The sequence below is a fragment of the Coleofasciculus sp. C1-SOL-03 genome (assembly GCF_040220555.1).
Lineage (GTDB): Bacteria > Cyanobacteriota > Cyanobacteriia > Cyanobacteriales > Coleofasciculaceae > Coleofasciculus.
Genome location: NZ_JAVJUO010000004.1, coordinates 50392 through 77261, shown reverse-complemented (window position 1 = coordinate 77261; position 26870 = coordinate 50392). Strand labels below are relative to the sequence as shown.

Below are 26870 nucleotides of genomic sequence, written 5' to 3'. Positions count from 1 at the left end.
TATGCCAGTTATGCCAGTTATGCCAGTTATGCCAGTTATGCCAGTTATGCCAGTTATGCCAGTTATGCCAGTTATGCCAGTTATGCCAGTTATGCCAGTTATGCCAGTTATGCCAGTTATGCCAGTTATGCCAGTTGTGTCAGAATACAGGATTGACCCGGAATTTTTGGCAATGGACGTGAACAAATCACAAGCTGGGACAGACAAAGGCAGCCGGATGATCAGTACTGTTGTATCACCTGCGGTACAATTATGGCTGCGATCGCAGGTGGAGGCTGTGGAAACACTACAGTTTAAGCTAATGGGTCGCGATCGCCAAATTCTGCGGGGACACATTCCTACGGTGTCTATTGCGGCGGATGGGGCTATCTATCAAGGACTGCATTTGTCGCAAATCCAGCTAGAGGGTGTCAATATTCGCTTCAATCTCACTCAGGTGTTTAAAGGTAAGCCCCTACGTCTCCTAGACCCTGTTCCGGTTACGGGTCAACTTATACTGCGAGAACGTGACCTGCAAGCATCTCTGGGCGCTCCCTTATTATCAAATGCTTTAACGGAATTACTGAATACCTTTATTAATTCTTATAATCAACCGGATCAGTATCCCTCTCTCAACGAGTCCAACATAAACTGGCAGCAGATTACGATTGATGGGCAGCAACTTACTCTCCAGGGAACAGTGATATCATGTCCCGTTGAATCCTCACACTACGGTGACAACAAGGCAGAGAGCAGAAGGCAGAGGGTAGAAGGAAAGGAGGACGGTGACAAGGTGAAAGGAAATCATCACGGTTTAGGCGGGCTTTATTATAGGACACACCATCCGATCAGGGAAACCCCGATTAGGATTGATGCAGGTATTCAACTGGCAACACCTCAACAACTACGACTCCATCCCCTCCAGATTCAAATTAACACTCAACAGTCTCCGATAACGTTAGATCACTTTATGATTGATTTAGGATCAGAGGTTGATCTCGAAGAACTGACTCTAACTCCAGGACAGTTGATATGTCGCGGCTGTATCAGAGTTATACCCTGATGGGTGCTGGGGAAGCTGGGGAAGCTGGGGGAGCAGAGGGAGCTGGGGAAGCTGGGGAAGCTGGGGGAGATAGGGGAGATAGGGGAGATAGGGGAGGTTAACTCAAAACTCTACCTTACCTATTGCCCATTCCCTGTTACCTGTTCCCTGTTCCCTCGCCTCACCACAACACTTATTCAGCACCCCCTAATGAGATTTCATCCTTGAGAGTGTTGGGATTAACCGAAAATTGTTTTACTCTCAGAAAGGCTGTGGGACTGTTAAACTTGACGGGAATTGCCGTACAGGTAAACCGATCCCAAATGTCAGGATTTAGTCACCCGTACAGCAGTTGGGTAATGGTTGGGAGATGAAGTTACTGTGAAAGTTGATACGAAACCGTCCATTCAATTGGTCGAAGATGCCACCCAAGAACTAGTAGATTGGGCAGCTACCATTGAGCATTCAGACGCCACCTATTTTGAAAAAGCTCAAGCCATAGCCGGACGCTTGGGGGCGCATTACCGTGCTGATGGGTTAACCGAAATTGGCTTCTGGACACCTCGGTTGTTGGCGCAGGTGATGCGGAAGATGGAAATCTATCTGGAAGTCTTAACCCCCCTTGAGCCGATTGATTGTCGGGCGGTTGAGCAAACCGTCTCCTTTCGTCGCGATCGCTTATTCTTAAAACAAGAAGGGGAATACCATTGGGGTGTCATCGCTGGGATGCGCCCAGGAAACCGGGAGCAGATGGGAGCATTCTACTGGCTGCGCTTTGTCGATCAGCAAGGGAACCTACAAGCGATTCGGGATACGATTCCCTATTCCATGCCTTATGGGGTGTTTGGACCAGCTGAACTGTATGATATAGCCAGTTTACAGCAACACCGAGCCGATCTGGACTACTTCAAAACCACCAGTGTCCGTTCTGATCCCCTCACCCTTCCGCGTGTGCCAGCCCCTCGGAACATTTTGCAACTTCATCTGGGTACAGCCTCTAAAGAGGGAACGGTTGAGGGGTTAACCCGTGTTTATCGCCAAATTGCCAGTAAATTAGCCGGAAATCTCCCCTTAACTCCAGCCGAAGAAAACTATGTGGGGTACGACGCGATTCAGCTATTACCCATAGAACCTACGATTGAGTACCGAGACGAATACAGTCCAGAAAGTGAATTTTTTGTCTGTATTGCCGAAGATGAAGATGATCTGCAAATTAAGCTGAAAAAACCCAATACCCAGGATTGGGGTTATGATGTGCCAATTTTAGGCTCAAGCGCCACGAACGCAGCGGTTTTGAGTAGCTTGCGTCCTGATGAATTGGTGGACTTTATCGCCACCCTGCATAATTTTCCCACTGGTCCAATTCAAATTATCTATGACCTGGTGTATGGTCATGCGGATAACCAATCCGAGTTACTCCTGCATCGCCAGTTCCTCAAAGGTCCGAATATGTACGGTCAAGACTTGAACCACCAGTTACCGACAGTACGGGCGATCTTTTTGGAAATGCAGCGGCGTAAAATTAATACGGGCGCTGATGGGGTGCGGATTGATGGGGGTCAAGATTTCCGCTTCTTTAATCCTCTGTCTGGATTGGTGGAATATGATGACGCCTATCTGCTGGCGATGAGTGATGTAGTCCAGGATATTGAAGGGCATCAACGACTCTTATTCACCATTTTTGAAGATGGTCGTCCCTGGCCCGCAGAAGGGTGGGAAGAGATCTCGACGTATCGTGAATTAATTAACCTGAAACCGGAATCGTTCCAATGGGGACCCTTGATTTTTGCCCATAACACCCCAGCCTTAGAAAAATTTTGGGATCGCAAATGGCGGCGGGTGTGTGAGGTGATCTTTGAAGGGGATCATTGGATCACGGGTTGTGGTAATCATGATACCGTGCGTCGAGGCAATCAAATCCCGCTAGATGCCCAGATTAATTGGAATTTAGGCAGCACGCTGCCAGAAGTATTAAATAATGCTTACGATAACCCGGCGGTGACGCTGTGGGTGTATGGGTTCAGTCCGGGATTGCCCATGGACTTTATCAATGCGACAATGCACGCCCCGTGGATGTTTTTCCGCAATACCGATGAACGCTATGGTGTCAAGGTGGTGTCGGAGGAAATTGGGTTCTTGGATTGGCAAGTGACGCCAGAACTCTATGACGCGCCGGAAAGTTTCAGTCGGTTGAAGTCCTTGGGATTTAGTCAGCTAGAGGAATTGCGGGAGTTTGGCAGGGCGCTGCAAGTTGCTATGACTGAAAAGGACTACAATCTCGCCGAAGTGGTGCAAGCTTGCCAGTTCTGTTTGGGAGACAATACGGATCAGTGTGATATTGAACAGCTAAAAAAGTTGAATAAGCCAGAAATGGTGAGTTTCTTGAAAGCGTTGACGATTGAAAAGCTCAAGTCATTCGCGTTGATGTTCATGGAAGACTGTTACGAACTGTGTAATGTCTCTCACTATGAGGACAAGCTTGATGCCGCAAGAACAGAGTATAACCTTAGCTTGCGGCGTTTCCGCCATGCTCATCCCTGGTTAGGTCACAATTTAGCTGGAATTGATCGATTCAATAAAATCAGTGATGAGGAACAGACGGTATATTACGGGGTTCGCAGTAATCCTGATGATCATGATCAACAAATCGCCATGGTCGCGCACATGGGTGGAACACCAATAACTGTTACCGTGGGAGACTGGCTGCAATTGGACATGAACGAATGGCAAGTCGCGATCGCGTCTCCGGGTCTGGATAGTGGTGATCACTTGGCAGATTTACGCTGCTTTGAGTTAGCCGATTCTCAAGCGGTGCTGTTAAAGCGAGTGGCTAAACCTGAATAGTCTCGGTTTGGAGACATCTCCATCGTAGGGGTGAGGGGGAGATGAGGGAAACAGTAGTGTTTTTCGTCTCCCTATAAGTACAAGGTTTTGATACCTAGACACTCAAAATCTATTGAGCGGTTGACTTGAATAAAGATAGACCGCTCTTTTTTACCACAAAACAAACCCATTTCTTGTTAATTTTTGGAAAAAGTCAAAAATTTATTTTCTATTGCTTTTACGGAGAGCGATACGTTCCTTCTTACTCTGGCTTCCCCAGTAAGTGATTATCATTCTCATCAAATATAGCATTACGGGCATACGTTAGGACATTATATTATGTCCGGTTGAATACTCACATTTAGGTGGAGACAAGGCAGAGGGCAGAAGGCAGAAGGCAGAAGGCAGAAGGCTCCAAGGGAAGGAGGAAGGTTGCAAGGAAGAAGGATATTACGGTTATTTCGGCGGACATGATATTACTTGCCTATTGCCTATTGCCTAATTTTATTGTCCTCACCTCAATGCGTAGTGCTATAACCAATGACCAATGACCGATAACTAAGCTATGGTATCGGATAATGCGTTAAACGCGAAGGAACTGGGAAAATGAAGGTAGAGTTACAGACATTTTTTAAAGCAACGAACCCGAGCCGAACGCTGGTTGTGGACAATCCGGAAGACCAAAAATTTTATATCGACTTTTCCCCGGTACGCGGGGGTAAGATTATTGAGGAACTTAAGGATAATATTACCTTTTTCTCCCCCGATGAACCCACCTGCGCCTTATTTACCGGACATATTGGTTGTGGCAAATCCACGGAGTTATTGCGACTGAAGGCTGAATTAGAAGCAGATGGCTTTCATGTGGTCTATTTTGAGTCCAGTGAAGACTTGGAAATGGCAGATGTGGATATTGGGGATGTGCTACTGGCGATCGCACGGCGGATTTCTCAAAGCTTGCAAACTGTCCAACTCGGCAAATTGGCGGGATTACAGACGCTGGTACAGGGGGCTGCAAGGGTGTTAAACGCCGAGGTGCAGGGGGTGAGAATTAAAGTGCCGAACCTGGGAGATGTGGGCGTTGTCTCTCAAAATGATACCGTTTCTCTGGCGTTTGGGATTGGTGAAATCACCGCGAAGACGAAAAGTGATGCAACGATGCGACAGCGGCTGAATCAGTACCTCGGACCCCAGAAAACCCAACTCTTGCAAGTGATTAATCAGGAACTAATCGAACCTGCGATCGCGAAACTGAAACAACAGGGTAAAAAGGGTTTAGTCGTAATTGTCGATAATCTAGATCGGATCGATAATAGCCCAAAACCGTGGGGGCGTCCACAGCAGGACTATTTATTTGTGGATCAGGCTGAATGTTTAACCAAGCTGCATTGTCATCTGGTTTATACCATGCCCTTGGCGCTTAAATTCTCCGATGATTATGGTGTATTAACGCAACGGTTTCCCGAACGACCCAAAATCTTGCCCATGGTTCCGGTACAGTTAAAAGATGGCAGTGATTGTCAAGCCGGAATCCGTTTACTGCGACAGATGGTTCTCGCACGGGCATTTCCAGATTTAACTGAACAGGAACGCCTGGAAAATTGTACGGAAATTTTCGATAATTTGGAAAGCTTAGACTATCTCTGCTACCGGAGTGGGGGTCATGTGCGTGATTTATTAAAATTACTCAATGATTGGATTAAAAAGGAACGGACGTTTCCCTTGTCACGCCCGACACTGGAGAAGTTAGTTCGACAATATCGCAATGAAATGACATTGAGAATATCGGATAATCAGTGGGAGTTATTGCGACAAGTACAGCAACGGAAATGGGTGAGTGATGATCAGGGTTATGAACTGTTGATTCGCAGTCGGCTGGTGTTTGAATATTATTATCAGGATGAGTCTTGGTTTGATGTGAATCCGATTTTGGTTGATGCTCAAGAGTTGCAGGGATAATATTTGAGGTAGGGGCGCAAGGCTTGCGCCCACTATTTCAGCCCTCACCCTCAATCCAGCCCTCATCCCCAGCCCCTCTCCCAAGCTTGGGAGAGGGGAGAAAGAAAAGAGCAAAAGGGGAGCCTTATAGAGACTTGTCCTGGCGCGTCTTTATGTGATAGTTCTCCTTCTACCATGAAACAAAAGCGAAGCAACATCTGGTCTCCCCCATGGAACAAAAAGCGAAGTATAATCTGGTCTCCCCCATGGAACAAAAAGCGAAGCATCCTCTGGCTTCCCCGTGCAAAAAAAGCGAAGAATCCTCTGGCTTCCCCGTGCAAAAAAAGCGAAGAATCCTCTGGCTTCCCCGTGCAAAAAAAGCGAAGCATCCTCTGGCTTCCCCGTGCAAAAAAAGCGAAGCATCCTCTGGCTTCCCCCTTTTGAAGGGGGACGGGAGGGGGATCGAAAAGGGGGACGGGAGGGGGATCGAAAAGGGGGACGGGAGGGGGATCGAAAAGGGGGACGGGAGGGGGATCGAAAAGGGGGACGGAAGGGGGATTAAATGGGAGAAGGGGTTAGGGGATGAGGGTGAAACGGTTAAGAGAATAGCCTCCATTATAAAAAATGTAATATGGATAACTATATAGACGAAAGTACCATTGATAATCAAGAATCTTTAGAGGAATTAACCTGGGCAATTGAAGCCTCTGAAGGACGATTTTACATCATGCTGGCGCGGTGTAATTATGCGTATTTACAAGACTGTTTAATTCAGCAGGTGCAAGACCAATGCGCTCTGAATATTCGAGTCATTCACCTGAAGCAATCAGACAGAACGCTTTACTCAACCATTTGCGCTCAACTGGGACAGGAAAAGCCTGCCGCTTTAATGGTGTCTGGATTAGCCACGGTGGATAATCTGGATGATATGCTGAGGGCAACCAATCAGGTGCGGGAAGAGTTTCGCAAGAATTTTCACTTTCCGGTTATTTTGTGGATTAATGACGCCGTTCATGTCAAATTCCTGAGAATTGCCCCAGATTTTGAGAGTTGGACAACCACAACTCGATTCGCCATACCAACAGATGAGTTAATTGAGGTTCTCCAGCAGAATGTAGAGTCGTTATTTGCCACGGCATTAGCTGTTAATTCCTCTCAATCCTTATACAAGTTAACCGACGTTTTAGCGCAAGGGCGCTTAAGTCGTTCAGAACTTGACTTGGCATTAAAAGAGTTACCCCATCGGGTGCAAGACTTAGATCCCCAGCTTGAAGCCGGATTACAGTTTATTCGCGGGTTAAATGGTGGGGATAGTCCAGAAGCGTTAGAGTATTTTCAGCAAAGTTTAACATTTTGGCAGCAGGTAGAGGCGGGTTTAACCAATAACTTATCTAATCAAACCGCTAACCTAACTAAACCTGCCCCGATTAACCCAAATGTCGGGGAAATTGATAACCAAATTCAAGCCACCCAGATTAATGCCAAATTAAAAGCTGGATTGGTTTTATTTCATATTGGACTCTACCACTATCACACAACTGACCGTAAAAAACACCAGGATGTTAACTGGCAAAACTCCAAGATTCATCTCCAGCACTGTCTAAACCTATTTGACCAAGAAAACCGCCCCGATTTAGTAGCAAAATGCATTAATCAACTCGAACGAGTGCTGCAACGGATGCAAGCCTGGGATGAATTAGAACAGGTAGCGAAAAAGGCTTTACCTTTACATCAACAGTATGGCAGTACCAGTAAATTAGCTCAAGATTATAGCTTTTTAGCCGAAGTCGCCTTACAGCAACAGCGCTGGGATGATGCGCGTCAAGCAGCACAGCAGGCTGAGGATATTATCAGCCAACTTCCGAAATATAAGCGCTGGATTCAGGGATTAAATTTGCTGTTTTTAGCCCAAGCTGAACGGCAGTTAGGCAATAAGCAAGCTGCAATTTCTCATTTAGTTAAAGCGAGGGAATTAGGTAATTTTGGGCATCCGCTGATTTATGTTCGCATATTAGAAGAATTACGAGACCTCTATTTTGAAGAAAGGCAATATTTAGCCGCATTTGCCACAAAACAACAGCGACGTTCTATTGAACAGCAATATGGCATTCGTGCTTTTATTGGTGCGGGACGACTGCAACCCCATCGAGAAGATGCTTCTTACTGGTCACGGGATCGGGAAAACCTCTCTCCAAACCTTTCTCCTGCTATTGAGAAGGCTTTGAGTTCTCCCTCTTTAAAAAATCAGCAAGAAGCCTCAGCCAAAACCGATAATCAAGAGTCAGTCGCGCCGGAAATTATCGCCTCTGGACGACAGCGAGATTTAGAACGATTATTAGAACGGATTGGACGGAATGATTGTAAATTAATTGTCATTCATGGACGTTCTGGGGTGGGAAAAAGTTCGTTAGTGAATGCTGGATTAGTTCCGGCGTTGAAGCAAAGCATTATTGGTACTCAGAAAAATGTTCCGATTGCAATCCGAGTTTATACCAATTGGATAGAGGAATTAGAAAAGCAGTTGGTAAATGAAAATGAACCCGTAGGGGCGGGTTTAGACGATAACCGTTCGGGAAAACCACCAAACGCTCAACAAAACCCGCCCAATTCTTCTGATTTAGAGGATAACCTTCCAGAAAAAACAACAATATCTCCACCCAATCCCCCTTATGCCAAAATCCTGGAACAGTTACGAAACGATGAACAGCGTCAGCGGCGGACGGTGCTAATTTTTGACCAGTTTGAGGAATTCTTTTTTGTTTATACCAATCCGGCTGAACGGCGACTATTTTGGCGGTTTTTGGCAGACTGTTTGAATATTTTATCGGTGAAGGTGATTCTGTCACTACGGGAAGATTATTTGCACTATTTATTAGAGTGCAATCGCCTGGATAGCATGAGTGTGATTGGTCATGACATTCTGGGGAAGAATGTGTTGTATGAATTAGGGAATTTTTCGCCAACCGATGCCAGAGCCATTATAGAAGATTTAACCACGCGATCGCGCTTTTATTTAGACCCTGCTTTAATTGACCAACTGGTCAAGGATTTGGCGGGTACAACGGCGGAAATCTTACCGATTGAATTGCAGGTAGTGGGGGCGCAGTTACAGGCGGATAATATTAAAACGCTGGCGGAGTATCGGGAGTTAGGAACGAAAGAAGAATTAGTCAAGCGCTATTTGGAGGAAGTGGTTGAGGATTGTGGTGCTGAGAATCAGCAGGCGGCGGAATTGGTGCTGTATTTGCTGACGGATGAAAAAGGAACTCGTCCGCTGAAGACTCGCGCTGAATTGGAACGGGATTTAGAGGGATTAGCGGCGGATTTGACGACGGAAGCGAGTAATTTGGATTTGGTTTTAATGATTTTTGTGGAGTCTGGTTTAGTGTTTTTGTTACTAGAAAATCCTTATGAACGTTATCAATTAGTTCATGATTATTTAGCCGCATTTATTCGACAACAGCAAGATCCAAGGTTAAAGGAGTTAATTGCGAAACTTCAAAACGAAATAAAAAAAAGAAAGTCAACTGAATTTAGATTCAAAAAAATCTATAATTGGAAAAGAAAAACTGAGCGTTTAATAGTAGTAGAAATGGTAACATTTGTAAGCATTTTTGTAACAATAACAGGATGGATTTCCTCAGAAAATGGTGAACGATCGATTAATGAACTTGCCAGTGATTTACGTAAAGAAATTGCTGGTCGAATTGAACAGAAACTGGACAGTTATTTGCAAATTCCCCATGCCTTTAATCAACTCAATGCCAATGAAACCTGTCTGAATCAATTAGAATTAGACAATTTGTTTGATTGTGAGAAAACCGTCTGGCATCAGATGCAAGTTTTTCCCGTCAGCGCTACAGCCATCGGTACAGAAGATGGCAAATATTTGGAAGTGGTGCGACAAGAGGAGGGGAGATTTCAAATTCATGAGTCGATTAATTATACCAAAGAGATTTATCGGGCGAATCAGCAAGGAAATCGGATAAAGTTATTAGAAACTCCTGCCTACGATGATCACCGAACTCGACCCTGGTATGAAGAGGCGGTAGAAGCAGGTGAGGCAACCTGGAGTGAGGTGTTCCGTTATGAACATGAAGATACATTAGCGATCGCGGCGAGTAAGCCTCTGTATCGTGAGGATGATACGTTGCTGGGGGTAACCAGTACAATTTTGTCTCTGTCTCATATTGGGGACTTCCTGGAAAGTTTGAAAATTACTCAATTTGGACAGACGTTTATTTTAGAACCCAAGGGGAAGGGAACATTAGTTGCCACATCGATGAGTGAAGATGCGGTGTTATCTAGTAATCATTCTAAATCGGAGCGGAATGACTCAATTACCAGTGACAATCCATTGATTAAGGCGACGGCTGACTTTTTGGTGGGTAAATTTGGCAGTTTCGAGAATATAAAAGAGGAGTATCAGTTAGATTTTAAGTTAAATAAAAAGAAGCAATTCGTGCAAGTTCTGCCCTTTAAAGATCATAAAGGACTGAATTGGTTAATTGTTGTCGTGGTACCCGAAGATGAATTTATGGCACGCATCCACGCCAACACCCGCACGACAATTCGGCTATGTGTGGGGGGTGCATTATTAGCTATGTTTGTAGGATTTTTTAGCGTCCGTTGGATGTATAAAAGATTTGGTATTTGAGCTTGGCAAGTTTTATGTAAAACCATAATACTCTCCCGTACTTAGTGTGAAAAACTCCTGTTTTACTGATAGCTTACTAAAAAAATTGACCTGAAAGTCCTATCCTGTAAAGCTTGCACACATAATAAGTTATCCTTATCACTGCAAGTACGGGAGAGCCATAATCGTTAAGTCATTTGGCTAGCATCCTTTCAGGATAGGGGTTTGAAGCGCTGATGGAACGGGTACGCGATCGCGCGGTGAGTTGTGGAGACGTTCCGCCGGAACGTCTCTACTAATGTGTCCTAACCGCTATGGCGGTTGCTATGACAAAACTAGAACGGTAGCAAACATTATCCATGATATTCTGTTTGTTGCCATCGCTTCAATACAGCCAAGACTTGATACAACTCATTCCCTCTGCGTCTCAGTGTAAACTCATCGGATAAGGCATACTTGGGTGTATCTAGCTGCATCAATTTAATGAGTATAAAATGACTCCCATTCGTTGCTAATCCAAACGTAGGTTGAGATGGATACGGATTCTTGAGCATATAAAACAACGCTTGCGGTAAGGCTTTATCCACACTAAACTGCTTATTTTTTGATTCAACCACCGCTACCCATAATTGCTGCTTTAATACCAACACATCTATCTTTCCGCGCACAACTTCTTCCTCATCCTTTGCTGCAACTTGTACCTCAGCATCTGGGTGAAAAGGATAACGAAAGAAGCCAGCCAGTGAGAGCAATGGTGCTAACACGACCATCTTTACAACCTCCTCATGTAGAGGATATTCTGAAATTGAAATAAAATCCGCTTTGACCCGATCTAACCATTGCTTTTCTGCGTCTGTTACCTCTGGCAAATCATCCTGCCATTCTCGGAAAAACTGTTCATCCTCTACCTGTTGCAGGTTAAACTTTTCTTTGACATCATGCAGGGTTAATTCACTCGCTTGAATAACTTGTGTCATAATCCTTGAGTCCTTGGCTAGCATCTTTTTAGTATAAGGGTTTAATCTGCTGATGGAACGGGGAGCGATCGCCTATCTGAAAGGTGATCATATAAGCGCTTGAAAATTTAAACCTTAATGTCAATAATAGCGCCATCTTTGTAGTGCAAGTATCTTGTTCGCTACTCATGAGAAAAGGGCGACCCGATCAAATTGAAAGGACTGGAGTTTTTAATTAATGCAAGCGGGTCGCCCCTACAAATGATTTAACGTTCAAATTGAGAGGACTGGAGTTTTTAATTCGTGCAAGCGGGTCGCCCCTACAAATGATTTAACGTTCAAATTGAGAGGACTGGAGTTTTTAATTAATGCAAGCGGGTCGCCCCTACAAGAAATTTAACGATAGATTGCCTGATCAATAGTCACTCGAAAAAATGCTCCCTCTGACTCAAAACGTTCGCTACCAAAGTGCCATCCAACCAACAAGCGAGTCGGGATAGTGTAGCCACCAAACGTCCCTTCTGCTTCCACCAAGCCGCCGAAGTCTACATAATGAAACTCAGCACCTTCAGGATTGTTCCAGCGCCTCAGCTTGACACTCTCCAACTGCCCCTGATTATCAATTGTGAGGATAAGATCGGTACTCTCGCCAAATAGGGTTAAACTAGCATGGGCATGAACTGCATCCGGTGTCGTCCACGATACATCACGTTGGCACAGAACAGACGGCAACCAGACAAGTTCTGCCAACATTCGACCCACAGCCGATCGCGTCATATCTGCACCCGAAGCCGTTACCACCGGAAACAGCCCTAACAGCTTCCACCGCATCCCGCCAACGCCATCCACCATCCGATCAGAACCCCATATCGGTAAGCCATTCATCCGTACCGCCGCCCGCCAGATAAAACCTCGACGCCAAGAGATGACTTGTTCGGCGGTGAAAGGAAGCCAACCCCGCAGTTTGATTTCACCATGCATCCGCAGTCGCACCGCAGAGGCTAATGGTGTTCCTGGCGCGATCGCATGGTTCAGATAGCGTTGTACCGCCTCAGGACACCCTACCAACTGATCCGGTTGAAAAACCTGTTCGCTGGGTGGTGTTGACTCCCACAACTCCTCCAGGGAAACTGCTTGACTCATAGTTACCTCCAACCCCGATTCTTAAAAACAATTGTCCGGATTAAATCGTTATAATCCAGTATTTATTGTCAGCGAAGCAAACCGATTCATCAGGTTGCTAGAGGAAGAGAAAAATCTGTTCTCAGACTACACAAACCTTCCTTCTTCCGTAATCAGCATTCTCCAATCACGAATCATCAATTACCAGGTTGCAATCCACCTAGTCATAAACCTAGCCAATCCAGTTGGTGTTTATATAGCACTACGCACTCTAGTTAGGACAAATGAAGAAAACTTCAAATCGCTCAATCCCTTGATGAGTAAGCGTTTTTCTTCACTATTGCCTATTGCCTATTCCCGCTTCGCGTAGCGCTATAACTGCTAGTCCTATTGAAATTGTACCGATGTCACGTCAACATTTATCCAGTCCTCAGCGAAAATTCACTCGACGTTCATTTCTAGTCCTAGGTGGTGCAGCTTTAGCCCAAGGGTTGGGACTTGTTTCCCCAGTCGCCGCCGAATCAGTCAGTCTTCGTCGCAGTACGATTCTCGGTGTTCCCCTCTATCAAACCCATATTGATCTAACGAATCCCGATACATTTATCGCCATTGGTTTAGCCAATAATTCCACTCTGGGAAATCATCAAGGGGCGATTGGTGAAGAATCGTTTGGTAATATGGTTCGTCGCTATCACGCGGCTGTCGTCGCCAGTGGCACATTTTTTAGCAAAAAAGACCCAAAACGGCTGATGGGAAATATGGTATCCGCCGGGACGTTTCTTAAATACAGCCCCTGGGAAAATTATGGGACAACGCTGGGATTGCGGGTAGGAAATAAACCCGAATTAGTGACAGCGCGAGTGGATGGAAAGCCAGACTGGGGTCAACATTGGTTTTCGCTGACTGGGGGTCCAAGACTGCTGAGAAAGGGAAAAGTCTGGTTAGCGCCGCGTAGTGAAGGATTTACTGATCCGCGTGTTATGGGTGTGGCGCATCGCTGTGCGATCGGGTTTCCAGCTAGTGGCAAAAAATTAGTCTTAGTCACGTTTCTAGCACCCTTACCCCTATGGCGAGAGGCAAAGGTAATGCGGGCAATTGGGTGTAGTGAGGCGATGAATCTAGATGGCGGTGCATCTAGCGCATTATACCACAGGGGGAGGATTTTGGTGAATCCCAAACGGACGCTGACGAACGCGATCGTGGTGTATGATTCCCATCATCCTGCACCCACATTCTTACGAGAGACTTGGCAGAAATTTCAACAAGGAGAACGACCTGTTGTTCCCTAGTTATGGGTCTTCCGTAGCTAGTGTGCTAAATTGTTAGTTGGATTTGCCCAAATACTCGACAGCAATAGCTTTAACCGTTTTTACCCGAATTTCAATTTATTTTGAGGCGATTAAAAGCTACAGTCCTTGTGTAGTAATCTTCCTGGTTCATTAAAACTGATAGTTTAGCACACTAAGTCCGGAAGATCCGACATTTTACCCAGAAGTAATGATCCCGGAACAGCTTTTTTAATCCAGTCAGTTACTAAAATTTGTTCCGGTGCAAAGCTGTCAACAGGTTCGCCATTCACGGTGCGAAACACAACATCCTGGGGAACAATCTCTTCACCCGTTGGCAAAACCATACCTTGAATCTGTGAAATCTCGAAGGAACGCCAGGTATAAAAAACCACATATTTGCCACTTTCGCCAGCCAGAACTTCGGCTAAACAGGCATCATTCCGGTATTCAGCTAGTTTTGATTTCATCCGGGGAAATAATGCTGTGGTTCGATTCGCTTTGAAAAAAGGAGCGCGTGTTTCTCGGAACCAGTTTCCCCGTAACTTTGCTGGATTTTCTAACACCTGGCGACAAATTTTATCAATATCAATGGCAACATTGTCCTCCTGAATCAGATGGCGTAAGTCCAATCGCACTGTATGTAAACCCGCCTCACGTAACCCATCTAACCGATCTAGAATAAACTGATCTTTGTCTAAGAACATAAATGTGCCATGGGCAGTTTCTAACGTCGGAAAATGGCGATTAGGATTATCCGCAAAAGCCGCCGTCGCTTCTAAGTAGAGAGGCGAGTCAGGGTTGAATCGGTATAGGGAATCAATGTCCTCTGTTGTTTCTTTATTCTGGCTTTCCAGCAACGGGTTTACCAAGAGCGATCGCGGCGAGTAAAATAAGAGAATGGGTCCCACACCTAGCAGTTCACAGGGAACAGGTAAGGTTTGGCAGTATTCAGTTAGCTTTTCTTCCGGTAGTTCAATCGATAACACTAATCGTTCCAAGGAATCCGAAAAAATCTCGCACCATCCCTGTAACGCCTCCAGATTGTGATTTCCTGTCTCAACAATTAACTGGATAGGTATCTGAGGATAATGGGTTTTTAGCCAATACGCTGCGCCCGGATCACACACCCGAATGGCACCAAAGAGATTGAGTTGCCAATCTTTTAGCTGATCACAAATGGTTTTCATGACTCGTTCTGGCATTAACACATCCCAAACGAGTACCGGGCGCAGTTGTTTTTCCCACGCTTTTTTGGCTAAATCATGTACCTTCGCTTTTGACAATTGTCCCTGTCGCGCTAATCCTATTGGTTCTAATAATACCTCATGTAAATGGGGTGCATTAACACAGCATTTTAAATCGTCAATTGATGAAACAAAGGTATTAAATTGCATTTTTATTTCTCAGGGAACAGGGAACAGGGAACAGGGAATTCATAGTTCAGACTTGACTAGCAACGGTTACAGGGGAACGGGTGAATCGAACGACATTTAATTTAGCGATATTGTGCGATCGCATGGATTCATCCAGTTTAGGTAAGCGCACAAGACTGTCTTTCCGCATCGACTCTAACCGTTCCCCTGTCATCGAAAAAATCTGATTAACTTGCCAGCATATCGGTTCTCCTTGAAACGGGATAATTTCAATTTCATCACCGACGGCTAAGGGTTCAAGTAACCGTAAAATAATTGCTTGGGGTGTTGTCTCCATAACCATGCCTAAATAAGCGTGAGTTCCTGTATTAATTCCCGATAACTGTCCAAAGACTGAATCTTTATCGGCTGGTGTGTCTAAGGAACCGGAAAAATAGTCTCGGTTAGGAATTGATTGCAGTTCGGCTGCGGCTTGGCTGAGTAGCTGTTCATCTAATCTCCCAGCAGCATAAGCATCAATTAATTGGCGATAAACCTTGCAGGTGAGGGCGACATAGAATGAGGATTTCATCCGCCCTTCTATTTTTAATGAGCAAATCTTATGGTTGAAGAACTCACCAATCTGATAAATTCCCCACAAATCCCTGGACGACATAAAGCTAACTAAATCATCCGGTTGCTTGTCCTGACGTTGTAAGTGATAGGGTAATCGACAGGATTGAATACATCCACCCCGATTAGAATCGCGACCTGCGGTAAAATTAGAAATCGTGCAATGACCTGAATACGCCATACACATCGCACCGTGGGTAAACATCTCCACATCAATACCCGATTCTTCTGCAATTAAACCCGCTTCCGTAATACTGAGTTCTCGACCGACAATTAAGCGCTTAACTCCCATCTCTTTCCACAAACGGGCGCTGTAGGAATTGAGACAAGAGGCTTGAGTAGAGAGGTGAATCGGTAGAGTTGAACTTGTTTTAATCACTCGGATAACCCCTAAATCAGAGACAATCACCCCATCAACGCCAATGGATTCTAGAAACTGACAATAGTCGGCGAGTCCCTGAAAGTCTGCATCGTGGAGAAAAGCGTTCAGCGTGACGTAAATTTTGGCATCATGGTGATGGGCATATTCAACGCCGTGGGCTAACTCAGAGTCCGTAAAATTATCCGCACGCGCCCGCAATCCATAGTTTTGTCCCCCTAGATACACTGCATCTGCACCATAAGCAATGGCGACTTTTAACCGTTCCAGATTCTTCGCTGGGGCGAGGAGTTCAGGTTTAAGCATGTCTGGGTTTAAGGATAAACGGGAACAGCCCTAATTTAACATTCGTGGCGCGATCGCATCCAGATAACTCAGTAGGTGGACACAATTAAAGTTAACGGTTGAGATTAGGGAACTCTTAACTGGGAACTCTTAACACTAAGGGTTTGAGGGCGATTTACAAAACTTGCCGAAGCGTGGCGTTTTCTTTCGTCTGCCTTTGGCTATCGCTTTCCTACTACCTCAGTAGAAACCCGGAGGCTGGAGTTGAACGGCGGCAAATCTCAGTATTTTTCCCGTAGTTTTCACGGCAACGCCACTGTCATCATAAAGTAACATCTACGACGACTAACCCGCCTGTCTTGGAGAACGCCAAAAGCCATGATTGATTTCGGTTTGCAATTTATCGCCCATCGCACGGGAGACTTTTTACTGCAAAATTCTTTTTTGGCATTACGCAAAAAGAAGGATTGGCAAGTGGCTGTTTTACATGGATTAGTCTACACGTTGCCCTTCTGTCTGTTAACCAACAAGTTAGAATCCCTGATTATTATTGGTGGTACTCATATGATTATTGATTTTTTCAATATATCCAGTTTGTGGGTACGTACTTACAATTGGGACTGGGAAACCGATGTTCCCAAAGTACCGTTATGGGTAATGGTGGAAGTCGATCAAACCTTACATTACGCGATTAATTATTTTGCTTTACTCCTTTGAAGTCTGTTTGTTGTCTGAAGCTATCTGCGATCTGCCTTATCTCACTCATAAAGGGGTAGTCAACTCCGATTGAGTATGAGATATGAAGCAGGACATACCGATGACCAATGACAATCTTGTTGAAAGCTTTACAATGGATCAACTCAACTTGTTACTATCTTTACAGATTTTCTCTTATAACAGAAGTAACAGACAAGTGGACTCAAGGGCAATGGGAACGCCCCTTCACACCACTTGGCTTGTACCCAGATCGCTGGGTCAAAAGCATCTAGTCAACAAATTCCAGTAGAGATAGATTTCAGAGGCGCGAAGTATCGCGTCTCTTCTCATTTTTCGCCGCCGCTTGATCAACCTCAATCCGAGGCTAGCGTCCGTCGTCCGGATCAGATAGTCTGCTAAGTGGTAATTTGATGGTAGGATAAGCAACGATCTAATTATGTGTGAGACCCCGAAGCTGTTCCCTGTCATGGGACTACCTGTTCACCGACTCCAAGAGTACGATCGCTGGTTAGGTAATCGCCTTCAGCAAAACCTGGGGTGTCATGTGGTGACATTGAATGCAGAAATGGTGATGCAGGCGGAGTGTCATCCAGCTTTGGCGAGTTCAATCCGACAAGCGGAATTAGTTGTCCCCGATGGTGCAGGTGTCATCCTTTATTTACTCCTCCACGGTATTCGACAACAGCGTTGTCCGGGAATTGAGTTGGCAGAATCGTTACTGCGACAGGCGGGAGAATTAGGCGAGTCTTATCCAGTTTTTTTCTATGGGGGTCAACCGGGTATTGCCCAAACAGCAGCGAAAATATGGCAAGATCAATATCCGAAACTGGCGATCGCCGGAATTGAAGATGGCTATCTGTCCTCAGAAGCCGAAGATCAACTCAAAGTCAGGTTGGCAAAAGAACAACCACCATTAATTTTTGTCGGTTTAGGGGTTCCCCGCCAAGAGTTGTGGATTGCCCAAAATCGGCATTTGTGTCCTCAAGCGATTTGGATTGGCGTTGGCGGTAGCTTTGATATTTGGGCTGGGGTTAAATCCCGTGCGCCTGTCTGGTTGCGGGATAATCATTTGGAATGGCTGTATCGACTCTATCAAGAACCTTGGCGCTGGCGGCGGATGATGGCTCTGCCCCAGTTTGCCCTGAAAGCGATCGGACAACGGTTGGCTTAGTTATTCGTCATAACTGCTATTACTGGATCGGCGTTCTAGCCGATTTAGCACACGGGTAATCAGTTCAGCTTCCACAATGGGTTTTTTGATATAGTCATCTGCACCAACGGTAAAAACTTGCTGCACTGTTTGCACTTCGGTATGGGCGGAGAGAAATAACACGGGCAACTTACTCCAGCGTAAGTCATGACGGACAACTTGACATAATTCAATGCCACTATATTCGGGCATTTCTACGTCTAAAATTAGTAAGTCAGGGGATACAGCTTCTAGGACATCCCAGAAACGTTGGGGATGTGCCAAGGTGGTCACATTTAATCCCCAAGGTTGTAGTACGTGGCGCAGCAGGGCGAGGATTTGGGGGTCATCATCCACGACTAAAACTTTAGCTTTCCCCGATTTTGGCTGATTAATCGCTTGAGTCACTGCTTGTAAAATTGCTGGGGGAGTCATGGGTTTCTGTAAAAAGGTAGTAGCACCTAGACGGGCGGCTTTAACTCGACTGCTTAAATGGTTTTGACTAGAAAAGATTAATACGGGAATGTCTGAGTGTTGAACAGCAAGTTCTTCTAAGAGTTTAAAACCGTTTTCTTGGGTGTCAGCAAAGGTGAGATCTAGCAAAATTACATTGGGAGGATGTAGCGCGATCGCTCGTTTGGCGGCTTGGAGATGGGGGGCGCTATCTACCTGTAATCCCCAAGCTTTTGCCTCGATTTCGATATGTTGGCTGAGGATCTGATCATCATCAATAACTAAGAGTCGGGCTGGGGAAGTAGAAGCCGAGGGCGGATCACAGGCGGGGGGCGTAACCTGATTAAGGGTGGATTTGGTGGCGATCGCCTGTTGCAGGGAGTCGATTAAATGCTTTAGCTTATGGGCGTCTTGCGGCGTGGCTTGGGTTGGAGTCTGTAGAAGCTGTTCAATTTCGCGGGCGATTTTAGAACCCTCTGCACAACCAAACGATCCTAATGAACCCACTAATCGGTGGGCTTCCAGTTTGGCGTTCTCACAGAGTTGTTGATTCAGGGTTCCTGTCGCCAGGGTGACACTCACTTGCCTAAATACATCTATCTTTTCCGGGAGGCTGGCTTTGAACGTTTGCCAAATTTGGGCAACTGCTGCCCTGATTTTAGCTTCAGACACACCATCCTTAGCTTTCTTGTCCTCTGGTTCCGGAGTGGGTGCATTTTTGAGGCGATACCCTAAGCCGTATACTGTCTCAATTAAATTAAGTTTGATCCCAGCCGCTTTCAGCTTTTGTCGCAGCCCTTTAATTTGGGTGGTTACGGCTTCCTCACCGGGAAATTCATCACTCGACCAAATGTGATCGAGGATCGCACTACGGCTAAAAATACGGCGAGGATGACGCAGGAATAGTTCTAACAATCCGTATTCTTTGGGCGTTAGGTGTAATAATTCACCTTTGTAGGTGACTTCACCCGTATCCGGTTCTAGCCGCAGCTTCTCCCAAGTCAACACCTTGGATACCGTGGAGTGACGCCGCCGCAATAATGCCCGAATTCGCGCCATCAATTCGGAGAGATCATAGGGTTTAATCACATAATCATCCGCACCCGCCTCTAATCCGCGAATGCGATCAGCACTACTCCCTTTGGCGCTGAGAAGGAGAATCGGCATTTGAGAACCTTGATGGCGCAGTTTTTGACACAGATGAATACCATCGAGGTGGTGGGGGGTAAGATCTAAGACAGCTAAGTCATAGTGAGAGGTTTGAGCGAGTTCTAGTCCATATTCGGCATTCGTTGCGGCTTCAACGAGGTAGTGATGGGCGGTGAGTGCTTCAAGTAGGGGTGAAGCTGTCACTGGATCATCATCGACTATGAGAATCTTCATGGGAAAAGGAGAAATTGGGAATGGGATTACGCTGTATTCCCTTTGATCTTCACCTTTTTCTTATGGATTTTTGACTGACAACTACATAATCCTCAATAAAATTTAATAGTAGGGATTTGGTTCCCAAACCCCTACCATAGCCGTGGGGTTGACGATTAGAGCTTGATGTTCTAAGACTTCTTGTTCGCTTGGCGACGACGCATCAGCGTTAGTGAGCCAGCTACTAATCCTAATCCGGCTAATGTGGCTGGTTCAGGGATAGATGCAGGAGAATCGGTTTCAGTTGCCATAGCCGTGAGGCGGAAGTCATTGAAGTCGCGACTACCGCCCTTATCCTCGATCAGAATTGCAAATTTGTCAAAGGGATCAACTGAACCCTCGCCTGATTCATTGGTCAGAGGGGGTAGTGTTGTTTCATCCTGGAAAAAGGCAAACTGGCGCGTTTGGGGACTAGCAGGATTTGCCGGATCGACAGGATTTAGACTATCGGTTGAGTAGACGGTTCCGTTATCAGATTTGAGAGCCAAGCTATAGGTTTCACCTGCCAAAAAGGTAAAGGTAGCTGTGCAAGGGTCAGGAACAACAACACCGCATGTGCCTTGAAAATCGCCAATGGGTCCTGGATCAAAGGCGGGATCTTCGGCAAAGAGTACAGGCGGGATGATGTTATCTGGGTCGCTTTCGAGTACCACTCCGAACATTGACCCAAATTTACCATTAGAGCCAGTGAAGTCGAATGTTACTTCAGTATCTTGATCAAATTGGATACTATCATTGCCAAATGTTACCGCTCCTGCGGGCATAGCAGACAGGACTAACGCACTGCCAACGGCTAATCCGAGAACTGTTGATGTTTTTTTGAGACGCATAGTTTAGTGTTCGTGGTCGTTATGCAAAAGTTTACTATGCTATTCAGTGTAATATAGATTTCATGATATACATCTACCTTCCTGTAAAGTTTGAGTTCTCTCGTTAGATAGATTTTTTTGCCGCAACCCAACGACTGGCAATGGGCATCCGCCAACCCGTACCAAATGCCCGATCCGTAATCTTTAATCCGGGTGGTGCTTGGCGGCGCTTAAATTCTGCCCGCGCTACCATTCGCATCACTTTATGGACGATTTCTGGATCATGTCCGGCGTCGATAATTTGTTGGGCAGATTGATGATCATGAATCAGGCGTTGTAAAATATCATCCAAGATATCATAAGACGGTAACGAATCTTGATCCGTTTGATCCGGTTTGAGTTCAGCGCTGGGAGGTTTGGCTAAGACATGCGCGGGAATAATTTCCGGCTGAGTATCCGATAATGGCTCTGGAGTGGCTTGGCTGTCCTGTTCCTTGGCTTTGGTAGAATTCAGCCATTGACAGAGGGAATAGACACGGGTTTTGGGAACATCTGCGATCGCCGCTAATCCACCGTTCATATCCCCATAGAGAGTACAGTATCCTACTGCCATCTCTGACTTATTCCCCGTGGAGATTAGCAGATAATCAAACTTATTCGCGATCGCCATTAACAAGTTCCCCCGAATCCGGGCTTGAATATTCTCCTCAGCTGTGCCAAATTCCGTTCCGGCAAATAGGGGTTCTAAGGTTTGGTCATACCCCTGCATCAAGTCGCCAATGGGCAAGGTATGGGTTTTAATCCCTAAATTTTTGGCTAACGCTAGGGCATCATCGATCGAGTGTTTAGACGTATGGGGGGATGGCATGAGAACACCGAGTACATTCTCGGTTCCCAAGGCTTCCGTGGCAAGGGCAGCGACGAGGGATGAATCAATTCCCCCACTCAAACCAATCACTACCCGTTTAAAGCCACATTTGCGGGCATAGTCTCGTACTCCTAGAACTAGGGCGAACCAGATTTCGGCGTTGGTACTGTCTGGGGCGGGTGCGATCGCACTCTGGCGTAAATCTCGTTGGACTGGATCAAACTCTACCAGCAAAATATCGGTAGCAAAAGCCGAGGCGCGACAAACCATTTCCCCGGCGCGGTTAAATCCCACACTGTTTCCATCAAAGATTAAGTCGTCATTTCCCCCTACCTGATTGGTGTAGAGAATCGGTTGCTGATAACGCTTGGCGCTATGTTGCAACATAGCTTCCCGCAGTTGTTGCTTGCCTACACTATAGGGGGAGGCGGAGAGATTCACAATTAAGTCAACCTGCTGCTGGATTAAGTCGGTAATCGGATTGAACTGATAGGTGCGCTTTCCCCAAAACTCTTCATCGTTCCAGAGATCCTCACAAATCGTCACGCCAATTTTAATCGGGGTAGCTGACTCCGCCTCTAAGGTAAAGGAATTACTCTGGACTCCAGCTTCAAAATAGCGGTTCTCATCAAAGACATCATAGGTGGGCAACAGGCGCTTGTGAAACACCTGCTGTATCTTACCGTCCTCCAACAGGACAATACTATTAAATAACGGTTTACCGCCGGAACGCTTCGCTTTAGGATTCGCTGTCACCGTTCCCACCAAAACCGCTAGGGTTGAGGGTAACTGTTCGGCTAAGTTGTCCAGACAGTCTGCCATGGACTCCATAAAACTGGGATTTAATAGCAAGTCTCGTGGCGGATATCCACAGAGGGAGAGTTCCGGCGTCAGTAAAAGGCGAACTCCCTGACGCGCCGCTTGATTTGCCGCATCCAGGATTTTTTGGGCATTGCTAGTTAAGTCGCCAATCGTGGGATTGAGTTGTGCGATCGCAAGTTTCATGGGGGACACACAATAGGCTGGCTAGGTTCAAGCTAACATGGGATTCGTCGTTAGTCATTCCGTCTTTGTCTAATTCGGTATCAATCGGACTTTTGTAATTTCCCTGCAACTTCCACCCCAAACTCTAGCCCCAGGTTTCAGGGCAGAAGGTTTCTTACTGTTACGAGGTTGTTTGAGTTGTTCAAGAACCTCCTAATCTTGAGGAAGACAGCTATAGAATATAGACAAGCAGGTATTTGAAACAGTCTCGCTCGGGGTGGGTAAAACTCACATTTAATCACAGGCTTTTGCCGACCTGTCAAACCTGATGACAAGAACTGGCGGTGGTGGTAGCCGTCAGGCATTGGAGTCAATGATCCTCGGTTACGCCGTGGGATTGAGAACTGGGAAGACTCAGCCGAATCAGGTTGAAAGTGACTGTGGCAGTAAATCTCAGGATTAGGAGAACATTAAAGCATGGGTGGTCTCAAGCATTTTACCTATCTCGGTGGGATTACACTAACGATCTGGTTAGCGTTGGCTTTCGCTGCACCTGGAGTCAAAGCACAGTCGTTCGATATTAGTTTAGAGTTTCCTCCAGGAGAAGATATTAACGCCCCTGGCAGAACTGGCGGGGGCGGACAACGGGGTCAAGCTTGTGTTAGCGGCAAGATCAAATTAACGGCGCTAACGCCAACGAATAATCTAACGACCACTATATCCCCTCACCCCAGCTTGTTTTGGTATGTTCCCCCCACGCAAGCCCAGTCAGCCGATTTTCTGCTTTTAAACGAGGACGGCGATGAAGTATATTACACCAGGATACCTCTACAGCAAAGTCCCAGTATCGTAGAACTGAAGCTTCCCGATCACATCTCTTTGGCAACGGAAAAACGGTATCTTTGGACCTTTGCCTTAGTCTGTAACACGGATGATCGCAGTAAGGATCATTTTGTTCGAGGGTTGATTCAGCGTCAACCGATGCACAACGGGATCACCTCGCCCACAAAACTCCAATTCCTTCTTGATGCACTCGCCAATGAATCGGCATGGATCAAACCACGTCTCCAAGAGGAAGCCTCTACCTATGCCAAAGAAGCGATTTGGGCAGAAACGCTGATGATTTTAGCTCGACTCTATCAGCAATTTCCCCAGGATTCCGCGATCGCAGATGAGATGCAAGAATTATTAACATCGGTGGAGTTGAGTGAGATTCCCGTTGAGTGTTTGGTTGACTCCTGTTCGGTTAAGACGGAAGCGGCGGATGAGACGGAAGATGTTGAGGCGATGAGACAACTGAAAGATTCCACTCTCTAACCCAGTAAGCTGTTCGGCATTTAAACCTTAATATCAATACCATGCCCTTAAACAAAGCGAAGGGTCAACTGTACAAAACCTGTAAGCGGTGGCTTTGGCAATGGCGCGGCGTTTGGATCGTTACCCCAACAGTTACAGGTTTGATCATTCTCCTGCGGTGGACGGGAATGCTGCAAACGTGGGAATGGGCAGCTTATGACCAATATATGCGTTTGCGTCCCTCCGAACCCTTGGATCAGCGAATTGGAATTGTGGGGATTGATGAGGAGGATGTGAAAAAAATTGGGCAACCGATTCTTCCGGATCAGATTTATGCTCAAGCTATTACTAAACTTAAAACCCATAACCCCAAAGCCATTGGTCTGGATGTTTATCGGGATTTACCCGTACAACCGGGTCATCAGGAATTAGTTAAAGTCTTTGAAACAACCCCCAATCTGGTAGGAATTGAGAAAGTGGTTGGGGATAAGCGTCAGGATGCTGTCGCCCCACCCCCAGTATTGAAAGCCCAAGGACAAGTCGGTGCTAATGATGTTGTTTTTGATGCCGATACTAAAGTCCGACGCGCACTTTTGCAAGTTGAAGATACCCAGGGAAATGTTATTCCCAGTTTCGGATTATATTTAGCCCTTCTCTATCTGGATGCTCAAGGTATTAACCCTCAAGAAATACCGGGAAAACCGAATACCTGGCGGCTGGGAAAAAGCACCTTTTCTCGCTTCCAACAAAATGATGGGGGCTATGTCCGCACAGATGCGGGTGGCTATCAAATCTTATTGAATTATCGAGGCAGCAAGGAACACTTTGAAACCATCTCATTGGATGATCTCCTAGAGGATCGTATCCCTTCAGATTGGGGACGCGATCGCGTTATTCTGATTGGCTTTGTCGGTGAGAGTTTCCAAGACTGGATTTTTACGCCCTACAGTAGCAGTTGGTTCGCTTTGCCAGAACGCATGTCTGGGGTAGAGTTACATGCCAATATTACCAGTCAAATCATTAGTGCAGCGTTAGCAGGACGCCCCCTGATTCAAACCTGGTCTCAACTGCCAGAAAATCTATGGATTTTTTTCTGGTCTACTGTAGGTGCTATTGTCACCTGGCAGGGACGGTATCGGGGGAAAAGAAAACGGGTATCGGTACAACGATTGTTAAGGCTACTTTTGGCAGGGGGTATTGTCTTAGGAAGTACCTATGGCGCGTTTGTAATCGGCTGGTGGATTCCGGTGATTCCGCCTCTGTTGGCTTTATCGGGTTCAGTGGTAGCAATTACCAGTTATCTTGCCCATCAAGTGGGTAAAATTCGTGACACCTTTGGACGTTATCTCACCAATGAAATTGTGGCGAATGTCTTAGAAAATCCTGAAGGGGCTAAACTAGGTGGCGAACGGCGCAAGATTACGATTTTAACATCAGATTTAAGAGGGTTTACTGCCCTGACTGAACGGTTAACGCCAGAAGAGGTGGTGAATATTCTCAACTTTTATTTTGCCACGATGACGGATGTGATTACCCAATACCAAGGAACAATTGATGAATTTCTTGGCGATGGAATTTTAGTTCTGTTTGGTGCGCCGACGCTGCGTGACGATGACGCCCAACGCGCGATCGCCTGTGCGGTGGCGATGCAGTTGGCAATGAAATCGGTCAATGAACGGATGAAGCATCTGGGTTTACCCCCATTGAATATGGGTATTGGGATTAATACCGGGGATGTTGTCGTCGGCAATATTGGCTCACCGAAACGAACCAAATATGGAGTAGTGGGTAGTCAGGTTAACTTAACCTATCGCATCGAATCCTATACGACAGACAGCCAAATTCTTATCTCTCAGTCTACTCTAAATGCGGCGAAATCAGAGGTAAGAATTGATAGTAAAATGCGGGTTCAACCCAAAGGATTGCCCGAACCTATTCCCTTGTATCAAGTGGGAGGAATTGGCCAACCTTACTATTTGTTTTTAGCTAAACCTGACGAGCAATTTCTACCCTTGGTTGACCCGATCCGTTTACATTACACCTTCTTGGAGGATAAGCATGTCAGTGATCTATTTTTTCGCGGAAGTTTAGTCAAGCTTTCTGCCAAAGGTGGCGAGATTCGCTCAGAACAGGTTATGGCGCCTTTGACGAATATAAAAATAAATTTTATGGTTGATGATCGGTTAATTTCGGTCAGTGATGATATCTATGCCAAAGTGTTAAATAAACCCAGTGATGCTCAGTCGTTTTATATTCATTTTACTTTTTTACCGCCGACTATAGAAACGATGTTATCTAATCGTTATAAGTTACTGCGCCAACTTCACAACGAAAGTTAATAATAGACGATAATATTTTAGAGATTCGGGTTGAGTAAGCTGTTCGGTATTTACAGCAGATTTGGGGGTTGATGAGGTACAGTCTCTAAGCAAGATCCCCGACTTCTTGAAGAAGTCGGGGATCTGTCTGTGTACCTCAGGTAAAAAGCTGACATAAATGCTTTTGAAATATTTCATAAAATTTTGCATAGTAATCACTCATTAAGAAGTTACATATTTTAAACAATAGCTTGATAAATCCTTCATACTTTTCCGGTCAACTGTTTAAACTTAGTAAAGTTTAACGCCATATCTTGTCAAGTCTGCCAGAGATATTCTAAGCTATTTAGTAATAAAGCTCAAATTAATTGTTGTATTCA

19 protein-coding genes are annotated in these 26870 nt (G+C 45.7%); 12 read left to right on the top strand and 7 right to left on the bottom strand.

What is annotated here, in order from left to right; all coding sequences use genetic code 11:
- Positions 1-127 precede the first annotated feature (127 nt).
- From RIE73_RS00515 to RIE73_RS00490, 6 genes are all read left to right on the top strand, one after another.
- On the top strand, positions 128-1042 hold the full coding sequence (locus RIE73_RS00515) for an LmeA family phospholipid-binding protein (RefSeq protein WP_446399309.1): 915 nt from the start codon (positions 128-130) through the stop codon (positions 1040-1042).
- Positions 1012-1143: a hypothetical protein gene (locus tag RIE73_RS00510; protein WP_446399308.1), complete on the top strand. Its 132-nt coding sequence runs from the start codon at positions 1012-1014 to the stop codon at positions 1141-1143. The genes RIE73_RS00515 and RIE73_RS00510 overlap by 31 nt, the downstream gene beginning before the upstream one ends.
- 259 nt (positions 1144-1402) lie before the next feature.
- Entirely contained in the window at positions 1403-3865 is a 2463-nt protein-coding gene (gghA, locus tag RIE73_RS00505) for a glucosylglycerol hydrolase (protein WP_446399307.1), read from the top strand.
- A gap of 585 nt (positions 3866-4450) precedes the next feature.
- A complete protein-coding gene (locus tag RIE73_RS00500; RefSeq protein ID WP_446399306.1) occupies positions 4451-5803 on the top strand; it encodes a P-loop NTPase fold protein in 1353 nt (450 codons plus the stop codon).
- A gap of 209 nt (positions 5804-6012) precedes the next feature.
- A complete protein-coding gene (locus RIE73_RS00495) occupies positions 6013-6429 on the top strand; it encodes a hypothetical protein (RefSeq protein WP_446399305.1) in 417 nt (138 codons plus the stop codon).
- Positions 6414-10439 (top strand): nSTAND1 domain-containing NTPase, encoded by a 4026-nt coding sequence (locus RIE73_RS00490; RefSeq protein ID WP_446399304.1) that lies wholly within the window; start codon positions 6414-6416, stop codon positions 10437-10439. The genes RIE73_RS00495 and RIE73_RS00490 overlap by 16 nt, the downstream gene beginning before the upstream one ends.
- Positions 10440-10771: 332 nt before the next feature.
- On the opposite strand, the gene RIE73_RS00485 is transcribed toward RIE73_RS00490, so the two are convergent.
- Both RIE73_RS00485 and RIE73_RS00480 read right to left on the bottom strand, forming a co-directional pair.
- Positions 10772-11395: a restriction endonuclease subunit R gene (locus RIE73_RS00485; RefSeq protein WP_446399303.1), complete on the bottom strand. Its 624-nt coding sequence runs from the start codon at positions 11393-11395 to the stop codon at positions 10772-10774.
- A 375-nt stretch (positions 11396-11770) separates the two neighbouring features.
- Positions 11771-12517 (bottom strand): DUF6544 family protein, encoded by a 747-nt coding sequence (locus tag RIE73_RS00480; RefSeq protein WP_446399302.1) that lies wholly within the window; start codon positions 12515-12517, stop codon positions 11771-11773.
- Positions 12518-12900: 383 nt separating this feature from the next.
- On the opposite strand from RIE73_RS00480, the gene RIE73_RS00475 reads away from it, so the two are divergent.
- Positions 12901-13785 carry a phosphodiester glycosidase family protein gene (locus tag RIE73_RS00475; RefSeq protein ID WP_446399301.1) on the top strand — a complete coding sequence of 295 codons (885 nt, stop codon included), beginning with the start codon at positions 12901-12903 and terminating at the stop codon, positions 13783-13785.
- Positions 13786-13949: 164 nt separating this feature from the next.
- Here the strand turns inward: RIE73_RS00475 and RIE73_RS00470 are convergent, their stop codons facing one another.
- On the bottom strand, positions 13950-15179 hold the full coding sequence (locus tag RIE73_RS00470) for a U32 family peptidase (protein WP_446399300.1): 1230 nt from the start codon (positions 15177-15179) through the stop codon (positions 13950-13952).
- A gap of 46 nt (positions 15180-15225) precedes the next feature.
- Positions 15226-16455, bottom strand: a complete 1230-nt coding sequence (locus RIE73_RS00465; protein ID WP_446399299.1) for a U32 family peptidase — start codon at positions 16453-16455, stop codon at positions 15226-15228.
- Between the two features lie 357 nt (positions 16456-16812).
- On the opposite strand from RIE73_RS00465, the gene RIE73_RS00460 reads away from it, so the two are divergent.
- Both RIE73_RS00460 and RIE73_RS00455 read left to right on the top strand, forming a co-directional pair.
- Positions 16813-17151, top strand: a complete 339-nt coding sequence (locus tag RIE73_RS00460; protein ID WP_446399298.1) for a DUF3307 domain-containing protein — start codon at positions 16813-16815, stop codon at positions 17149-17151.
- A 436-nt stretch (positions 17152-17587) separates the two neighbouring features.
- Positions 17588-18322, top strand: coding sequence for a WecB/TagA/CpsF family glycosyltransferase (locus tag RIE73_RS00455; RefSeq protein WP_446399297.1), 735 nt, complete (start codon positions 17588-17590; stop codon positions 18320-18322).
- Here RIE73_RS00455 and RIE73_RS00450 read toward each other — a convergent pair whose 3' ends face one another.
- From RIE73_RS00450 to RIE73_RS00440, 3 genes are all read right to left on the bottom strand, one after another.
- Positions 18323-20176 carry a response regulator gene (locus tag RIE73_RS00450; RefSeq protein WP_446399296.1) on the bottom strand — a complete coding sequence of 618 codons (1854 nt, stop codon included), beginning with the start codon at positions 20174-20176 and terminating at the stop codon, positions 18323-18325.
- A 170-nt stretch (positions 20177-20346) separates the two neighbouring features.
- Positions 20347-21045, bottom strand: a complete 699-nt coding sequence (locus RIE73_RS00445) for a PEP-CTERM sorting domain-containing protein (RefSeq protein WP_446399295.1) — start codon at positions 21043-21045, stop codon at positions 20347-20349.
- Positions 21046-21148: 103 nt separating this feature from the next.
- A complete protein-coding gene (locus RIE73_RS00440; protein WP_446399294.1) occupies positions 21149-22897 on the bottom strand; it encodes an NAD+ synthase in 1749 nt (582 codons plus the stop codon).
- A gap of 307 nt (positions 22898-23204) precedes the next feature.
- Between RIE73_RS00440 and RIE73_RS00435 the strand changes: the two genes are divergently transcribed.
- The 3 genes from RIE73_RS00435 (at position 23205) to RIE73_RS00425 (ending at position 26511) form a co-directional block, all read left to right on the top strand.
- Positions 23205-23339, top strand: a complete 135-nt coding sequence (locus tag RIE73_RS00435; RefSeq protein WP_446399293.1) for a hypothetical protein — start codon at positions 23205-23207, stop codon at positions 23337-23339.
- A gap of 14 nt (positions 23340-23353) precedes the next feature.
- Entirely contained in the window at positions 23354-24193 is an 840-nt protein-coding gene (locus RIE73_RS00430; protein WP_446399292.1) for a DUF928 domain-containing protein, read from the top strand.
- Positions 24194-24261: 68 nt separating this feature from the next.
- Positions 24262-26511 (top strand): CHASE2 domain-containing protein, encoded by a 2250-nt coding sequence (locus RIE73_RS00425; RefSeq protein WP_446399314.1) that lies wholly within the window; start codon positions 24262-24264, stop codon positions 26509-26511.
- Positions 26512-26870: the final 359 nt, after the last annotated feature.